The 15,002-nt window shown below is 65.3% G+C and carries 13 protein-coding genes and 1 tRNA gene; 8 read left to right on the top strand and 6 right to left on the bottom strand.

All coding sequences use genetic code 11. The annotated features are described in order from the left end of the window. Positions 1–21: 21 nt before the first annotated feature. Positions 22–1,953 (bottom strand): ATP-binding cassette domain-containing protein, encoded by a 1,932-nt coding sequence (locus tag ABZO33_RS04575; RefSeq protein WP_414535015.1) that lies wholly within the window; start codon positions 1,951–1,953, stop codon positions 22–24. 206 nt (positions 1,954–2,159) lie between these two features. Here ABZO33_RS04575 and ABZO33_RS04570 point away from each other — a divergent pair, with 206 nt between their 5' ends. Then, positions 2,160–4,088 carry a transglycosylase SLT domain-containing protein gene (locus tag ABZO33_RS04570; protein ID WP_110698749.1) on the top strand — a complete coding sequence of 643 codons (1,929 nt, stop codon included), beginning with the start codon at positions 2,160–2,162 and terminating at the stop codon, positions 4,086–4,088. Between the two features lie 98 nt (positions 4,089–4,186). On the opposite strand, the gene ABZO33_RS04565 is transcribed toward ABZO33_RS04570, so the two are convergent. Both ABZO33_RS04565 and ABZO33_RS04560 read right to left on the bottom strand, forming a co-directional pair. Continuing rightward, entirely contained in the window at positions 4,187–4,990 is an 804-nt protein-coding gene (locus ABZO33_RS04565) for an MOSC domain-containing protein (protein WP_414535014.1), read from the bottom strand. Positions 4,991–5,045: 55 nt separating this feature from the next. Beyond that, on the bottom strand, positions 5,046–5,981 hold the full coding sequence (locus ABZO33_RS04560) for a chemotaxis protein CheV (protein WP_414535013.1): 936 nt from the start codon (positions 5,979–5,981) through the stop codon (positions 5,046–5,048). A 338-nt stretch (positions 5,982–6,319) separates the two neighbouring features. Between ABZO33_RS04560 and ABZO33_RS04555 the strand changes: the two genes are divergently transcribed. From ABZO33_RS04555 to ABZO33_RS04545, 3 genes are all read left to right on the top strand, one after another. After that, positions 6,320–6,820 (top strand): histidine kinase, encoded by a 501-nt coding sequence (locus ABZO33_RS04555; RefSeq protein WP_414535666.1) that lies wholly within the window; start codon positions 6,320–6,322, stop codon positions 6,818–6,820. 377 nt (positions 6,821–7,197) lie between these two features. Beyond that, on the top strand, positions 7,198–8,094 hold the full coding sequence (locus ABZO33_RS04550) for a sensor histidine kinase (RefSeq protein ID WP_414535012.1): 897 nt from the start codon (positions 7,198–7,200) through the stop codon (positions 8,092–8,094). Then, positions 8,084–8,746: a response regulator gene (locus ABZO33_RS04545; protein WP_414535011.1), complete on the top strand. Its 663-nt coding sequence runs from the start codon at positions 8,084–8,086 to the stop codon at positions 8,744–8,746. Before ABZO33_RS04550 ends, ABZO33_RS04545 begins: the two co-directional genes overlap by 11 nt. Here the strand turns inward: ABZO33_RS04545 and yegS are convergent. Further along, a complete protein-coding gene (gene yegS, locus ABZO33_RS04540) occupies positions 8,730–9,617 on the bottom strand; it encodes a lipid kinase YegS (RefSeq protein ID WP_414535010.1) in 888 nt (295 codons plus the stop codon). The two genes, ABZO33_RS04545 and yegS, sit on opposite strands and share 17 nt — an antisense overlap. Before the next feature lie 267 nt (positions 9,618–9,884). Between yegS and ABZO33_RS04535 the strand changes: the two genes are divergently transcribed. Continuing rightward, on the top strand, positions 9,885–11,342 hold the full coding sequence (locus ABZO33_RS04535; RefSeq protein WP_414535009.1) for a mannose-1-phosphate guanylyltransferase/mannose-6-phosphate isomerase: 1,458 nt from the start codon (positions 9,885–9,887) through the stop codon (positions 11,340–11,342). A gap of 63 nt (positions 11,343–11,405) precedes the next feature. Beyond that, on the top strand, positions 11,406–12,641 hold the full coding sequence (locus ABZO33_RS04530; protein WP_414535008.1) for a glycosyltransferase family 4 protein: 1,236 nt from the start codon (positions 11,406–11,408) through the stop codon (positions 12,639–12,641). On the opposite strand, the gene glp is transcribed toward ABZO33_RS04530, so the two are convergent. After that, a complete protein-coding gene (gene glp, locus ABZO33_RS04525) occupies positions 12,630–13,817 on the bottom strand; it encodes a gephyrin-like molybdotransferase Glp (protein WP_414535665.1) in 1,188 nt (395 codons plus the stop codon). The two genes, ABZO33_RS04530 and glp, sit on opposite strands and share 12 nt — an antisense overlap. 16 nt (positions 13,818–13,833) lie before the next feature. Next, complete coding sequence (gene moaB / locus ABZO33_RS04520) at positions 13,834–14,373, bottom strand: molybdenum cofactor biosynthesis protein B (RefSeq protein ID WP_028692756.1); 540 nt, start codon at positions 14,371–14,373, stop codon at positions 13,834–13,836. 180 nt (positions 14,374–14,553) lie between these two features. Between moaB and ABZO33_RS04515 the strand changes: the two genes are divergently transcribed. Together ABZO33_RS04515 and ABZO33_RS04510 are read left to right on the top strand one after the other, a co-directional pair. Continuing rightward, positions 14,554–14,775: a YgdI/YgdR family lipoprotein gene (locus tag ABZO33_RS04515; RefSeq protein ID WP_023632528.1), complete on the top strand. Its 222-nt coding sequence runs from the start codon at positions 14,554–14,556 to the stop codon at positions 14,773–14,775. Positions 14,776–14,857: 82 nt separating this feature from the next. Next, positions 14,858–14,934, top strand: a tRNA-Pro gene (locus ABZO33_RS04510). Positions 14,935–15,002: the final 68 nt, after the last annotated feature.

Below are 15,002 nucleotides of genomic sequence, written 5' to 3'. Positions count from 1 at the left end.
CGGAGTTGTCCCGCGATGGCTTCAGCCTTCCAGCTCGGCCCAGCGCTCCACCAGTACGTCCAACTCGCCCTGCAGCTTCTCGATCTTGGCCAGCACCGCCGCAGTCTCGGCAATCGGCCGCTGATAGAAGCCCGCCGCACTCACCTCTTCCTGAGCCTCGGCCATCCGCTGCTCCAGGGCATCGATCTGCCCCGGCAGCATTTCCAGCTCACGCTGCAGCTTGTAGCTGAGCTTCTTCTTGCTGGCATCGGCGGCAGGCACAGCGGCGGCAAGCGGCGCCACCTCCTCCACCGGCGCTTGCACCACGGCGCTGTTGAGCTCGGACTTGCCGCCCTTGCTTTCGGTCACGCCCAGCAGCTTTGGTGAGCCGCCCTGACGGATCCAGTCCTCGTAGCCACCGACGTACTCGCGCACACGCCCCTCACCTTCGAACACCAGGGTGCTGGTCACCACGTTGTCGAGGAAGGCCCGGTCGTGGCTGACCATCAGCACCGTGCCCTTGTAGTTGGACAGCACCTCTTCGAGCAGCTCGAGGGTCTCGACGTCGAGGTCGTTGGTCGGTTCGTCCAGCACCAGCAGGTTGGCCGGTTTGCTGAACAGCTTGGCCAGCAGCAGGCGCGCGCGCTCGCCCCCGGACAGCGCCTTGACCGGCGTGCGTGCGCGCTGCGGGCTGAACAGGAAGTCGCCGAGGTAGCTGAGCACATGACGGTTCTGGCCATCGATCTCGATGAAATCGCGGCCTTCGGCCAGGTTGTCGATGACGGTCTTTTCCAGGTCCAGCTGATGGCGCATCTGGTCGAAGTAGGCCACCTCGAGCTTGGTGCCACGCTCGACCTTGCCGCTGGTGGGCTCCAGGTCGCCCAGCATCAGCTTGAGCAGGGTCGTCTTGCCGGTGCCGTTGGCACCCAGCAGGCCGATCCGGTCCTGGCGCTGCAGCACCATGGAGAAGTCCTTGACCAGCTTCGGCCCGTTCTGGTGAGCGAAGCTGACGTCCTCCAGCACCATCACCTGCTTGCCGGACTTGTCCGCCACCTCGATCTGGATATTGGCCTTGCCCTGGCGCTCGCGACGCTCGCCGCGCTCCACGCGCAGCGCCTTGAGCGCGCGCACACGGCCTTCGTTGCGGGTGCGTCGGGCCTTGATGCCCTGGCGGATCCACACTTCCTCCTGGGCCAGGCGCTTGTCGAACAGCGCGTTGGCAGTGGCCTCGGCGGCAAGCTCGGCCTCCTTGTGCACCAGGAAGCTGGCGTAGTCGCCGTTCCAGTCGATCAGCCCGCCACGGTCCAGCTCGAGGATCCGCGTGGCCAGGTTCTGCAGGAAGGAACGGTCGTGGGTGATGAACAGCACCGCGCCGCCGAAGCCTTTGAGCGCCTCTTCCAGCCAGGCGATGGCGCCGATGTCCAGGTGGTTGGTCGGCTCGTCCAGCAGCAGCAGGTCGGGCTCGGAGACCAGCGCCTGGGCCAGCAGCACGCGCCGGCGCCAGCCGCCGGAAAGTTCGGCCAGGGTCTTGTCGGCCGGCAACTGCAGGCGGCTCAGGGTGCTTTCGACCACCTGCTGCAGGCGCCAGCCGTCACGGGCTTCGAGCTCGTGCTGAACGTGCATGAGCTTTTCCAGATCCTCGTCGCCTTGGATGTTCTGGCTCAGGTGATGGAACTGCGCCAGCAGCTCGCCGACGCCGTCAAGGCCAGCGGCTACCACATCGAATACGCTACGCTCGTCGGCCACCGGCAGCTCTTGCGGCAGCTCGCCAATCTTCAGGCCCGGGGCGCGCCAGATATCACCGTCATCGCCCTTCTGCTCGCCCTTGACCAGGCGCAGCATGCTCGACTTGCCCGTGCCGTTGCGGCCGATGATGCACACCCGCTCGCCACGGGCGATCTGCCAGGACACTTTGTCCAACAGCGGCATGGCGCCGAACGCGAGGGACACATCGCTGAATTTGAGCAGGGTCATGATCATCTCCAAAAACCGGGCGCGCATTCTACCTGACTTACCCTTGCACGGCATCAAAAGCCCGTTGCCACGACAGGGCGTCGGATAACAACTCGATACAAGCACAGTGCTTTCGCCGGCCACCGGCAAACGGCTAAGCTAAGCAGTAATACCCAACAGTGCTGGCTCCGCCGTCACTTTCCATGGTTCCACTGCCCGGACGTATCATGCGCAGCCGCCTGTTACAAATTGCTTCCTGCCTGTTGCTGACCACGCTCGCCGCGAGCGTCGCACAGGCCGCCGACCTCACCCAGCAACGTCAATACTACGACGAGGCCAAGCGCGCCCTGGCCAAGGGCGACAAGGGCCCCTACCTGCGCTACGCGCAGGCGCTGCGCGATTACCCGCTCACGCCCTACCTCACCTACGACGAGCTGACCGCCCGCCTGAAGAGCGCCAGCAACGAAGAGATCGAGGGTTTCCTCAAGGCCCATGGCGACCTGCCCCAGGCCAACTGGATGAAGTTGCGCTGGTTGCGCTGGCTGGCCGAGCGCGGTGAATGGAACACCTTCACCCGCTATTACGACCCCAAGCTGAACTTCACCGAACTGGACTGCCTCAACGGCCAGTACCAGCTGTCCCACGGCCAGCGCGCCGAAGGCTTCGCCAGCGCCGAAAAATTGTGGAACGTCGGCAAATCGCAACCCACCGCCTGCGATACCCTGTTCGCCATGTGGGCCGCCGAAGGCCAGCTGACCGAGGCCAAGCGCTGGCAGCGCGCCAAGCTGGCGGCACAGGCGCGCAACTACGGCCTGGCCAACAACCTGGTGAAAACCCTCACCACCCTCGCCCCCCAGGGCAAGCTGCTGATCGACGTGGCGCAGAAGCCCGAGCTGCTCAACCAGCCGTCGCGCTTCACACCGGTCAACGAGGCCATGTCCGACGTGGTCAGCCTGGGTCTTCGCCGCCTGGCCCGGCAAAATCCGGAGCAGGCCATGGCGCTGCTCGACGATTATGCCCAGCGCATGCACTTCTCCCGTGACGAGAAGGTCGCCATCGCCCGCGAGATCGGCCTGACCCTGGCCCGCCGCTACGACCCGCGCGCCCTCGACCTGATGACCCGCTACGACCCGGAACTGCGCGACAACACCGTCAGCGAATGGCGCCTGCGCCTGCTGCTGCGCCTGGCCCGCTGGGAAGAAGCCTACGAACTGACCAAGCGCCTGCCCCAGGACCTGGCCAGCAGCAACCGCTGGAAGTACTGGCAGGCGCGCAGCCTGGAGCTGGCCCAGCCGAACAACCCGCAGGTCCCGCTGCTGTACAAGACCGTCGCCCGAGAGCGTGATTTCTATGGCTTCCTCGCCGCCGACCGGGCGCAGACGCCCTACCAGCTGAACAACAAGCCGCTGGCGCTTAGCCAGGCGGTGACCAACAAGGTCCGCAACACCCCCGGCATCCGTCGCGCACTGGAGTTCCACGCCCGTGGCCAGATCGTCGAAGGGCGCCGCGAGTGGTACCACGTCAGCCGCCACTTCAACCGTGACGAGATGGTCGCCCAGGCCCGCCTGGCCTACGACATGCGCTGGTACTTCCCGGCCATCCGCACCATCAGCCAGGCCCAGTACTGGGACGACCTGGACATCCGCTTCCCGATGGCCCACCGCGACACCCTGGTGCGCGAGGCCAAGGTTCGTGGACTGCATTCGAGCTGGGTGTTCGCCATCACCCGCCAGGAGAGCGCCTTCATGGAAGACGCCCGTTCCAGCGTCGGCGCCAGCGGCCTGATGCAGCTGATGCCGGGCACCGCGAAGGAAACCGCGCGCAAGTTCAGCATCCCGCTGGCTTCGCCGGCCCAGGTGTTCAACCCGGACAAGAACATCCAGCTCGGCGCCGCCTACCTGAGCCAGGTGCACAGCCAGTTCAACGGCAACCGCGTGCTGGCCTCGGCCGCCTACAACGCCGGCCCCGGGCGTGTACGCCAGTGGCTCAAGGGCGCCAAGCACCTGAGCTTCGATGTGTGGGTCGAGTCGATTCCGTTCGACGAGACGCGCCAGTATGTGCAGAACGTGCTGTCATATTCGGTCATCTACGGACAGAAGCTCAATTCACCACAGCCGCTGGTGGATTGGCATGAGCGGTATTTCGACGATATGTAATCGTTCGCCGAAGGTGCTGCACCGCCTATGAGATCGAGCGCCGCGCGGGCGGCGCTCGATCTCATAGGCGGTGCAAAACAATCGCCCAGCACCTTGCCTTACTCGATAACCTCAACCGCCATCCCCACCTTAAGCTCCCCCTCGCCGTCCACCGCCAGGTTCTGGCCAAACAGCACATCGCCTTCCTTCTCGCGGAACGTCTTGAGCGTGGTCAACGGCTCACGGTCCGGGCTGCGCTCGCCTGTGGCGGGATCGAGGGTGGTGAGGATGCAGCGCACGCTCGGCTTGAGCACGCGGAAAGTCATGTCGCCAATACGGATGCTTTTCCAGCGGTCTTCGGCAAAGGCCTCGGCCCCCTCGACCACCAGGTTCGGGCGAAAGCGCAACATCTCCATGGGGCGCCCCACCCGACGGCTCAGCTCATCCAGCGAAGCCTGGCCGATCAACAGCAGTGGAAAACCATCGGGAAAGGCTGCCCGGTCACTATTGAGGCCGTAGCCGCTGGGCAGGTAGCGGGCCCGCTGCTCGGGGCAGTACACCAGCCTTACCGCCTTGCCCAGCAACTCGCTGAGCCAGGCTGCGGCGGCATCGCCGGCATCGGGCACGCGCAAGGTGTCGCGCCAGATGGTGACGCCGCGCAGGGCCTCGTCGGCAAGCGGTACCGGCACCTCCAAGGGTGCCTGCCCCGGCGCCTGGAGCAGCAGTTGGCCCTGCTCGCCGTAATTGGCGCCAATCTGCCCCAAGCGGGGCCAGGCGCGCTGGGTCAGGAAGCGGCCGTTCTCCTGCTCCACCACCAGCCAGCGCCGGTCACCGTCCAGGCCCAGGTTGCCGACCACCGACGTTTGCAGGCACTGGGCCTGGGCCGATTTCACCGGGTACCGATACAACGCACTGAGAAACATCCCTGCCACCTTGCGCCAGTCGAAACACCAAGCTTATACCGGACCGCTACCGCCGTTACACCGTGGCGTTGTCCAGGCTCAGGCGTTGACGCACCACATCGACCAGGCGGTCAGGCTGGAATTTGGACAGGAAGTTGTCGCAACCGACCTTCTTGACCATGGATTCGTTGAAGCTGCCCGACAGCGAGGTGTGCAGTACCACGTAGAGGCTACGCAGGCGCGGGTCGTTGCGGATTTCGGTGGTCAGCCGGTAACCATCCATCTCGGGCATCTCGGCATCGGTGAAGACCATCAGCAACTTCTCGCAGACATTCTCCCCGGCATCGGCCCAGCCCTTGAGCAGGCGCAGGGCCTTGAGACCGTCACTGGCCACGTGCAGTTTCACCCCCAGTTGCGAAAGGGTATCGCGCAGTTGCGCCAGGGCCACGGTGGAGTCGTCCACCAGCAGCACCTCGCGACCACGGGCGCGGGCCAGCACCGGGTCTTCGAGTTTGTCGCGGGAGACCTTGGCGTTGTAGGGCACGATCTCGGCCAGCACCTTCTCAACATCGATGACCTCCACCAACTGCTCGTCGACCTTGGTGATCGCCGTGAGGTAGTGTTGGCGGCCAGCGCTGGCCGGCGGCGGCATGATGGCCTCCCAGTTCATGTTGACGATACGATCCACGCCACCCACCAGGAACGCCTGCACCGAGCGGTTGTACTCGGTGACGATGATGGTGCTGTTCGGCCCCGGCTGCAGCGGGCGCATGCCGATCGCCTGGGACAGGTCGATGACCGGCAGCGTCTGGCCGCGCAGGTTGACCACGCCACAGACGAAGGAATGGCGCTGCGGCATGAGGGTCAGCTTGGGCAGCTGCAGCACCTCCTGGACCTTGAACACGTTGATGGCGAACAACTGCCGGCCGGCCAGCCGGAACATGAGGATTTCCAGGCGGTTCTCACCCACCAGTTGCGTGCGTTGGTCTACCGTGTCGAGAATGCCAGCCATTGGAAGCCCCCAGGCGTGAGTCGGGAAAAAGTGAATGCATCCCCCTGTATCGGCGGACACGGGCACAGCTTGACCCCTGATGGAAAAAGCCATGCGGGGTGATTGATATCACTTTACCATCATGCTTTACTGCTGCCACATCCCACCACGTCCGTCGCTCGCAACGAACGACCCGCCTGAAACCGCATCAGGGAAACCCCTAGTAGCAATCGGGTGCAACCTGATGTTCGCAATATCCATTAGCCATTAATGTGACGCCATTCTCACTGCATGAACGGAGTCAGGCTTTTGCGAGCGATCATCTTGGTACGGCCAATCCCTGAAGACGGGGCGCCATGATGGATAGCACTCCACTGCACAACGCCGCCGTGGCGGCCTTTCTGCAGGACGCGCAAGTCCTGCTGGCCAGGTCCCAGGAATGCCTACAGCACCTGGAGCTGATCGCCAACGACCCGGACGCCTGCCACAGCCTCACCACGGCACTCGACACCCTCGCCCACCGCGCCGACGCGCTCGGCCTGCTCGAGGTGGCCCACTATACGTTCGCCTTGCAAAAGCTGCTGGCGCCCACCTGCGCCCAGCAGCACCTGCACGGCAGCAGCCTGCCTGCGCTGGACGCCTGCCTGACCCTGCTCGACTGGCAACTGGAGCTGCTCGACCCGCAGACCGGCGAGCTGGGCATGGACACCGACGAACAGCGGCTGCTGCTGGGCGAACTGGCCACCTCCCTCGGCCAGCCAGCCACGCAGCTGTGCGCGGACTGCCAGCACACGGGTGTGTACTGCGCCCACCCCCATACGGCAGACAACGGCATCGACTCACCTGAACAGCAACACTAAACCGGCCAATTGAGTCACAACTAAAGCCGCCCCAGGGGGAAACTTGCAAAGTTTGACAAGTTTTTCCAAATGTTTTCGCGAAGGCAGATTGTTAGTTGCCTCAGACGCAGTGGAAACATCATTTAATAATGGCACTCTGCTAGCCGACCCTTCGACCTCCAGGCCCGCCACAGCCCGGAAAATACGAGGTTTCAAGCAGTTATCCCCCCGCGACCAAATTCAATCAAAGTGATAACATGCGCGCACTCGAACATGCGCGCCCAGATTATCGGGCGATTGGATCCGCATCCCGCACTTGATTGAAGGCGGAACGGTAAAACCTCTGGTCAGACGTGTGCAATGCCCCTAACCGCTATAACTCAGTGGCTTCCCTATCTATGCTCCCACGCTTGAAGTTCCTCCAGCGTTGCCGCTCCAGAGTTGCCCTGCTGCGCTGGACGACCACGCTGCTGTGCATTGCGTCGCTGGCGGCGAACCTGGTGGTGTACCTGAGCACCCTGCCATTGTCGGCCAGCCTGCTGCTGCTGCAGTTGCTGGCGATGCTCGGCGTCGGCTGGCACCTGCGCCACTGGGCGCGCTCGATCAACCTGCGCCCGGCGGAACTGGCCACGCGCATGCTCAAGGTGCAGGAGAGCGAGCGCCAGCGGCTGAGCCGTGAGCTGCACGACGATATCGGCCAGTTGCTGACCGCCGCCAAGCTTCAGGTCGACTGGCTGCAACGCCGGGTACCGGCCGAACTGCAGGAGCACTGCACCACCCTGCGCAGCACCCTGGACCTGACCCTGAGCAACGTGCGCGACGTCTCCACCATTCTCAACCCGCGCCAGCTGGCCAGCCTGGGCCTGGAGGCAAGCCTGCGCGCCCATCTGCTGCGCACCCTGGAAAACACCGAGGTGCACTGGAGCCTGGAATGCAAGCAACGCCTGGGCGGGATCAGCGAAGAGGTGGCCATGGCCGCGTTCCGCATCACCCAGGAGGCGGTCACCAACATGCTGCGCCACGCCGACGCGCGCAACCTGGTGGTTCGCCTGCAACGCACCTCGGCCGGCCTGGCCCTGTCGATCCACGACGACGGCGGCGGCTTCGTGCCAGCCCAGGCCCCCGCGCAATACGGCCAGCGCGGCATGGCCGGCATGCAGGAACGGGTGACCGCCCTGCAAGGGAGCCTGACCATCACCAGCCAGCCCGGCCAGGGCACCCAGATCGACGCCCTCTTCCCATGGCCGCCGCGCAGCCAAGAACGCGCCAGGACCCCTACTCCCGATGACCTGTAGACTACTGCTGGTGGACGACCACTCCCTGATCCGCGCAGGCGTCAGGGCACTGGTATCGGACATTCCCGGTTACGCCGTGATCGGCGAGGCCGACGACGGCGGCCGGCTCCTGGAGCATGTCCAGCGCCTGGCGCCGGACATCGTCCTGCTGGACATTTCCATGCGCACGACCAGCGGCCTGGACGCGCTCACGCAGCTACGTGCAAACGGCTGCACCTGCAAGGTGCTGATCCTGTCGATGCACACCGACCCGGAGCTGATCATGCGCGCCCTGGAGAGCGGCGCCCATGGCTACCTACTCAAGGACACCACGGCCACCGAACTGGAGCAGGCACTGACCGCCCTGCGCAACGAGGAACGCTACCTCAGCCCGGCCATCGCCCACACCGTGATCAACCAGGCGTTGTTGCGCGCCCAGAGCGGCCGCCAACCGAACAACGAAGGCCAGCACAACCTGACCGCCCGCCAGCTGGAGATCCTGCGCCTGATCGTGCGCGGCAAATCCACCCGGGAGATCGCCGGCGGCCTGGGCCTGTCGATCAAGACCGTGGAAACCCATCGCTCGCAGATCATGAAGCGCCTGCAGATCTACGATGTGGCGGGCCTGGTGCTGTTCGCCGTGCGCGAGAAGATCATCAGCCTGGACGACTGAGCAACGGCGAATCCGCCGGTAGGTGCACGCGCAGCGCCTTGGGTACGGCCTCGAACCGCAGGCTGGCCGCTTGCAGGGGCTCGCCGTCGAGATTCATGTCCAGCCCCTGGGCGCTCTTGATCTCCACCCATGGCAAGCGGGCGCGCACGAACAGCCCCTCACCGGCCAACAGATCGCGCAAGGCTCCGGCCATCTCCTGGGGCGCCGGCAGGATGCCGACGTCCAGTAGGCCATCGTCCACGCTCGCCTCGGGGCATAGCACGTGGCCGCCGCCGGCCTGACGACCATTGCCGATGCCCAGCGCCAGCAACTCGCCCTGCCACTGGAACCCGGGTCCCTGCAGCTCGACCGAGGCCGCCTGCAGCTCACTGAAGCGCGACAGCCCGGTGAACAGGTAGGCCGCGGCGCCAAGCACTTTCTTCAGGTCTTCAGAGGTGTTGGCGGTGACCTGGGTGCCGAATCCGCCGGTAGCCATGTTCAGGAACAGCTGGTCACCCACCCGGCCCAGATCGATCGGCCGTGCCGGTACCTCCAGCAGGTCGAGGGCCGCTTGCGGCTCAAGCGGCACACCGGCCGCCTTGGCGAAGTCGTTGGCCGTACCCAGCGGCAGCAGCGCCAGGCTGGCCGGGGTAGCCGCCAGGCCCATGGCCTCGGCCACGTCGCGCAACGTGCCATCACCGCCGCCGGCCACCACGTGAGCATAGCCCGCCGCCAGTGCCTCCTCGACCAGGCGCTGGGCATCACCGCCCTCCCAGGTCAGGCGCACGTCCAGGGTCCAGCCCCGTTCACGCATCTGGCCCACCGCGGCTCGCACCTCTTCGTTGCCGGCCTGCTTGCCATGCAGGATCAACAATGCCTTGCGCTCGCTCATGCCGTTCTCCCCGAATAGAAATGCCCTACCGCAATCTCGACCACTGCGGCGAGCAGATTGCTCCCTGCAACGCCGAAAAACCGCCGTTTCACATAAATGCCATTGAAAGCCGGACGCCACAGGTGCATCATCTGACAAATATTTGGCCATCACGGACGAAGCCGACTCAAAAAGTCATTTTATTGACTTTGTGCCGCCAGACGCCTGACAGGTCGTGATTTCCCTTGCATTGCGCTGCCCCCGGCGCCCTGATTCGAGGCTGTGACTATGAGCGTTCTGATCCCTTGCATCATCGCTGGCGGCGCCGGCACCCGATTGTGGCCGGTCTCGCGCGAGGCCATGCCCAAGCCCTTCATGCGCCTGCCCGATGGCATGAGCCTGCTGCAGAAGACTTTCAGCCGCGCCAGCAGCCTGCCCGGGGTCGAGCGGGTGCTCACGGTGACCAACCGCGAAGTGGTGTTCCGCACCCAGGACGAGTACCGTCAGGTGGGTACCCAGCGCATTGCCCTTGACTTCATCCTCGAGCCCTTCGGCCGCAATACCGCCCCCGCCATTGCCGCCGCAGCGCTGCACTGTGCCCGCCTGCATGGCGAGGACAGTCTGCTGCTGGTACTGCCCGCCGACCAGCTGGTCCAGGACCAAGGCGCCTTCGAGGCGGCCGTCCAGCGCGCCATGACCCTGGCCGGACAGGGCTGGCTGGCCACCTTCGGCCTGCTGCCGACCCGCGCCGAGACGGGTTTTGGCTATATCGAACAAGCCGAGGCACTGGGCGACGACGCCTATCGGGTTGCCCGTTTCGTCGAAAAGCCCGACGCCGACACCGCCCAGGCCTACCTGGAGGGCGGCCGACACCTGTGGAACGCCGGCATGTTCTGCCTGCGGGTAGGCACCGTGCTGCAGGAGCTGCACGTCCATGCTCCCGAGGTGCTGCACTGCGTGGCCCAGTGCCTGGAGCAGAGCCTGGTCAAGGAAGGCACGGGCGGCCTGCAGGTGGAGCTTGATGCCGACAGCTTCGCGCTGGCCCCCGACATCTCGATCGACTACGCCCTCATGGAGCCATCCACCCAGGTGGCCGTGGTGCCCTGCGACATCGGCTGGAGTGATATCGGCAGTTGGGAGGCGGTGCGCGAGCTACGCCCGACCGACAACCAGGGCAACCACTGCAATGGCGAAACCGTGCTGCACGACGTGAGCAACTGCTACATCGACTCGCCACGACGGCTGGTCGGCGCGGTGGGCCTGGACAACCTGATCGTCATCGACACCCCCGACGCCCTGCTGATCGCCGATGCGGCGCGCAGCCAGGAGGTCAAGGTGATTGCCCAGCAACTCAAGCGCCAGGGCCATGACGCCTACCGCCTGCACCGCACGGTGACGCGCCCCTGGGGGCTGTACACCGTGCTCGAGGAAGGACCGCGGTTCAAGATCAAGCGCATCATGGTCCGCCCCGGCGAATCACTGTCGCTGCAGATGCACCATCACCGCAGCGAGCACTGGATCGTGGTCAGCGGCATGGCCTGCGTGACCAATGGTGAAGAGGAGTTCCTGCTCGACACCAACGAGTCGACCTTCATCAAGCCCGGGCGCAGCCACCGCCTGACCAACCCTGGGGTCATCGACTTGGTGATGATCGAGGTGCAGAGCGGCGAATACCTGGGCGAAGACGACATCGTACGCTTTACTGATATTTATGGACGCGCCCCGGCAGCAGCAGCACCTGCTTGACTGCCAGAGGGCGCGTTTTGCCATCCAGGGCCGACACCCGGCCAACCGCGAGGATTCGGGCTCATGCGCATACTCTGGACCCTGCCCTACCTGCCCTGGCCCACCACCAGCGGCAGCAAGACCCGGCAATACCACCTGCTGCGCGCCCTGGCGCAGCATGGCCACCGGATCACCTTGCTGGTGCAGTCGAAGGTCCCCTTGAGCGACACCGCGCGCGAAGCCCTGGAGCCCCTGGTGGAGCGCCTGATCGTACTGCCCAGGCGAGCACTGAACAGCCCGCTCAACCTGCTCGCCTCGCCCATCATCGACTATCCCATGCGGGCCATCATTAATGGCCTGGCGCCTTGCCTGCGGCACCGCTTCGAGCAACTGCTGGACGAACCCTGGGATGTGATCCAGATCGAGCACAGCTACAGCTTCCAGCCGTTCGAGAGAGCCCTGCAGGCCCGGGGCCTGCCCTACATGCTCAGCGAGCATTACCTGGAATCGGTGATGGGCGCCGCCTGCCATGACCGCCTGCCCTTGTGGCTGCGCCCGCTGAACGCCTTCGATCGCTGGCGCTATCGGCGCTGGGAACAACGGGTGCTGCGCCAGCCCACCGAGGTGGTGGCGGTCAGCGCCCAGGATGCCGAGCTGATTGGCCAGATCAGCGGACGCCCGGTGAATGTGGTGGTCAATGGCGTGGACTGCGACCACTACCAGGACGTGCGCCCTACCCCGCACAGCCAACGCCTGCTTTTTGTCGGCAACTTCGAGTACGGCGCCAACCTGGAGGCCATCGAATGGGCGCTGGAGGAAATCCTGCCGCAGGTATGGATGAGCAACCCGGCGGTGCGCCTGGCCATTGCCGGGCACGCGTTGCCGGCCAGCTGGAAGCTGCACTGGAACGACCCACGCATCGAATGGGTAGGTTACCGCCCCGACCTGCGCGAGCTGCAGCGCCGCTCGGCGCTGTTCTTCGCGCCACTGCGCCATGCCGGTGGCTCCAAGGTGAAGATCCTCGAGGCCATGGCCGCCGGGCTACCGGTCATCACCACCAGCAAGGGCGCCTCGGGCCTGGCCATGAACAACGGCGAACACTACCTGGGCAGCGACGACAGCGGCCAGCTGGCGCTGTTGGTCACGCAACTGCTCAACCAGCCGTGGCGCATGTGCCAGCTCAGCGAGGCCGGGCGCCAATTCGCCCGCCAACGCCATGACTGGAGCGTTGCCGCCCAGCAACTCGAGAACGTACACATGCGCCTGACCCAGCTGGCACCGGCAGGCGCAGGCGCCAGCGGCGGCGTGCTAGCCAAGTAGCTCGCTGAACGGGATGAATGCCACGGGGTCGCCCTGCCGTGGCGTGCTGCCTTCAAGCACCTCCACCACCCCATCGGCCCAGGCCGCGCTGCGCAGCACACCGGAGCTCTGGTTCTTGTAGATGCGCACCCGGCCATCCTCGATGCGCGCGCGCAGGAATTCGCGCCGCGTCCCGGCCTTGGGCCAATCGAAACCCGCCGGTACGCTGAAACGCAGCGGCGCAACACTGTGCACACCCAACCGGCGCAGCAGGTAGGGCCGCGCCAGCAGGCCGAAAGTGACCAACGTCGAGGCCGGGTTGCCCGGCAGGCCGATCACCGGCACACCTTGGTAATGGCCAAAGGTCAGCGGCTTGCCCGGCTTGATCGCCAGCTTCCACAGCGCCAGCTCGCCCGCTTCGCGCAGGGCCAGGCCAAGAAAATCGGCCTCGCCCACCGACACACCACCGGTGGACAGGATCAGGTCGACATCGCCCAGCCCGGCCAGGCACTGGCGGGTGCGTTCGAGGTCGTCGGGCAGGATCCCGGCGTCCACCACCTCGCAGCCCAGGCGTTGCAGCCAGCTGACCAGCAGGCGCCGGTTGCTGTTGTAGATCTGCCCGGGCCCCAGCGGCAAACCCGGCTCGACCAGTTCGTCACCGGTCGACAGCACCGCCACCCGCGGCCGGCGCCGCACTTGCAGCGTGCCAAAACCCAGGGTCGCGGCCAGCCCGAGCTGGATCGGCCCCAGCCGCGTGCCAGCGCTCATCACCTGTTCGCCAACACGGGTTTCCTGGCCTTTGGGGCGAACGTTCTGTGACAGTGCCAGGGGCTCGAGGAACCGTACCCGGCCGTCCTCGAGCACTTCGGTGTTTTCCTGCATCTCAACGCAATCGGCGCCTTCGGGCAGCGGCGCGCCGGTGAAGATCCGTGCGCAGGTGCCAGGTTCCAGGGGCTGTGGCGCGTGGCCGGCGAAGATGCGCTGGGTTACCCGCAGCGGCTCGCCCCGCCAGTCGGCCAGGCGCAGGGCGTAGCCGTCCATGGCACTGTTGGGCCAAGGCGGCAGGTCGAGGCCAGCCACCAGCTCATGGGCCAGGACGCGCCCTTCGGCTTCGGCCAGCGCGACGTGTTCGGTCTCGGCAATGGGCGCCTTCTCGGCCAGCGCCAGCAGGCGCTCCAGGGCCTCTTCAACCGGCATCAACGGCCGGGCCAGCTCAACCACGGCTGTCACAGGCCGCTGCCTGCTTCAGGTGTGGCACGAAGTTGCACGGCCGGTGACGGGCATCCAGCTGCTCGGCGAGGATGCCGTCCCAACCGGTGCGCACCGCATTGGTCGAGCCCGGCAGGCAGCAGACCAGGGTGCCGTTGGCAAGGCCTGCCAGGGCGCGGGACTGCACGGTGGAGGTGCCGATATCGGCCACCGAAATCTGCCGGAACAGCTCGCCAAAGCCCTCGACCTGCTTGTCCAGCAGGCACGCCACGGCCTCCGGGGTGCTATCGCGCCCGGTAAAGCCGGTACCGCCGGTGATCAGCACCACCTGCACCTGGTCATCGGCGATCCAGGTCGCGACCTGGGCGCGGATCTTGTACAGGTCGTCCTTGAGCAGCACGCGCTCGGCCAGGCGGTGGCCGGCGGCGCCTAGGCGATCGACGAACAGCTGCCCGGAGGTATCGGTGTCGAAGGTACGGGTATCGCTGACCGTCAGCACGGCGATGTTCAGCGCTACAAAAGGGGTATCTGCCTTGGCTTTCATGGGAGTCCGTCGCAGGGGAACAGGGAATGTGCGCTGTTATATCACAGGCCACGGCGCCCAGACCGCGACGTTGTTCTTGGTCAATGCCGGTGCGATGGCGCTATGCTGCACTGTGCAAGGAACTTGCGTGGACGCCCTGCGTCTTAATGACATCTAGCACCATCGCACTGGAGAAACACGATGATCCAACGGACCCTTCCCGCCTTCCTGCTTGCCCTGGGCCTCGGCGCCCTCGCCGGCTGCGCCTCGCCAACCGTCATCACCCTGAACGACGGCCGCGAGATCCAGGCGGTGGACACCCCTTCGTATGACGACGACTCCGGCTTCTACGAATTCGAACAGCTCGACGGCAAGCGCACGCGCATCAACAAAGACCAGATCCGCACCGTCAAGGAGCTGTGATCCAGCCCTGCGTTTTTGGCGCAACTCCTTTTTGCAACAAGGGGTTGCGTTGAAAAAATCGATGCAGTAGCATTTCGGACATCGGAGTGTAGCGCAGCCAGGTAGCGCGTCTCGTTCGGGACGAGAAGGCCGCAGGTTCGAATCCTGTCTCTCCGACCAAATCCTGCAAAAAACCCGCCTTGCGCGGGTTTTTTGTTGCCTGCGAAAAAGCCAATCACCGGTGGGAG

The sequence above is a fragment of the Pseudomonas sp. CAM1A genome (assembly GCF_047501685.1).
Lineage (GTDB): Bacteria > Pseudomonadota > Gammaproteobacteria > Pseudomonadales > Pseudomonadaceae > Aquipseudomonas.
Note: the sequence above shows the minus strand (reverse complement) of the source record. Positions and strands in the feature narration are given on the sequence as shown.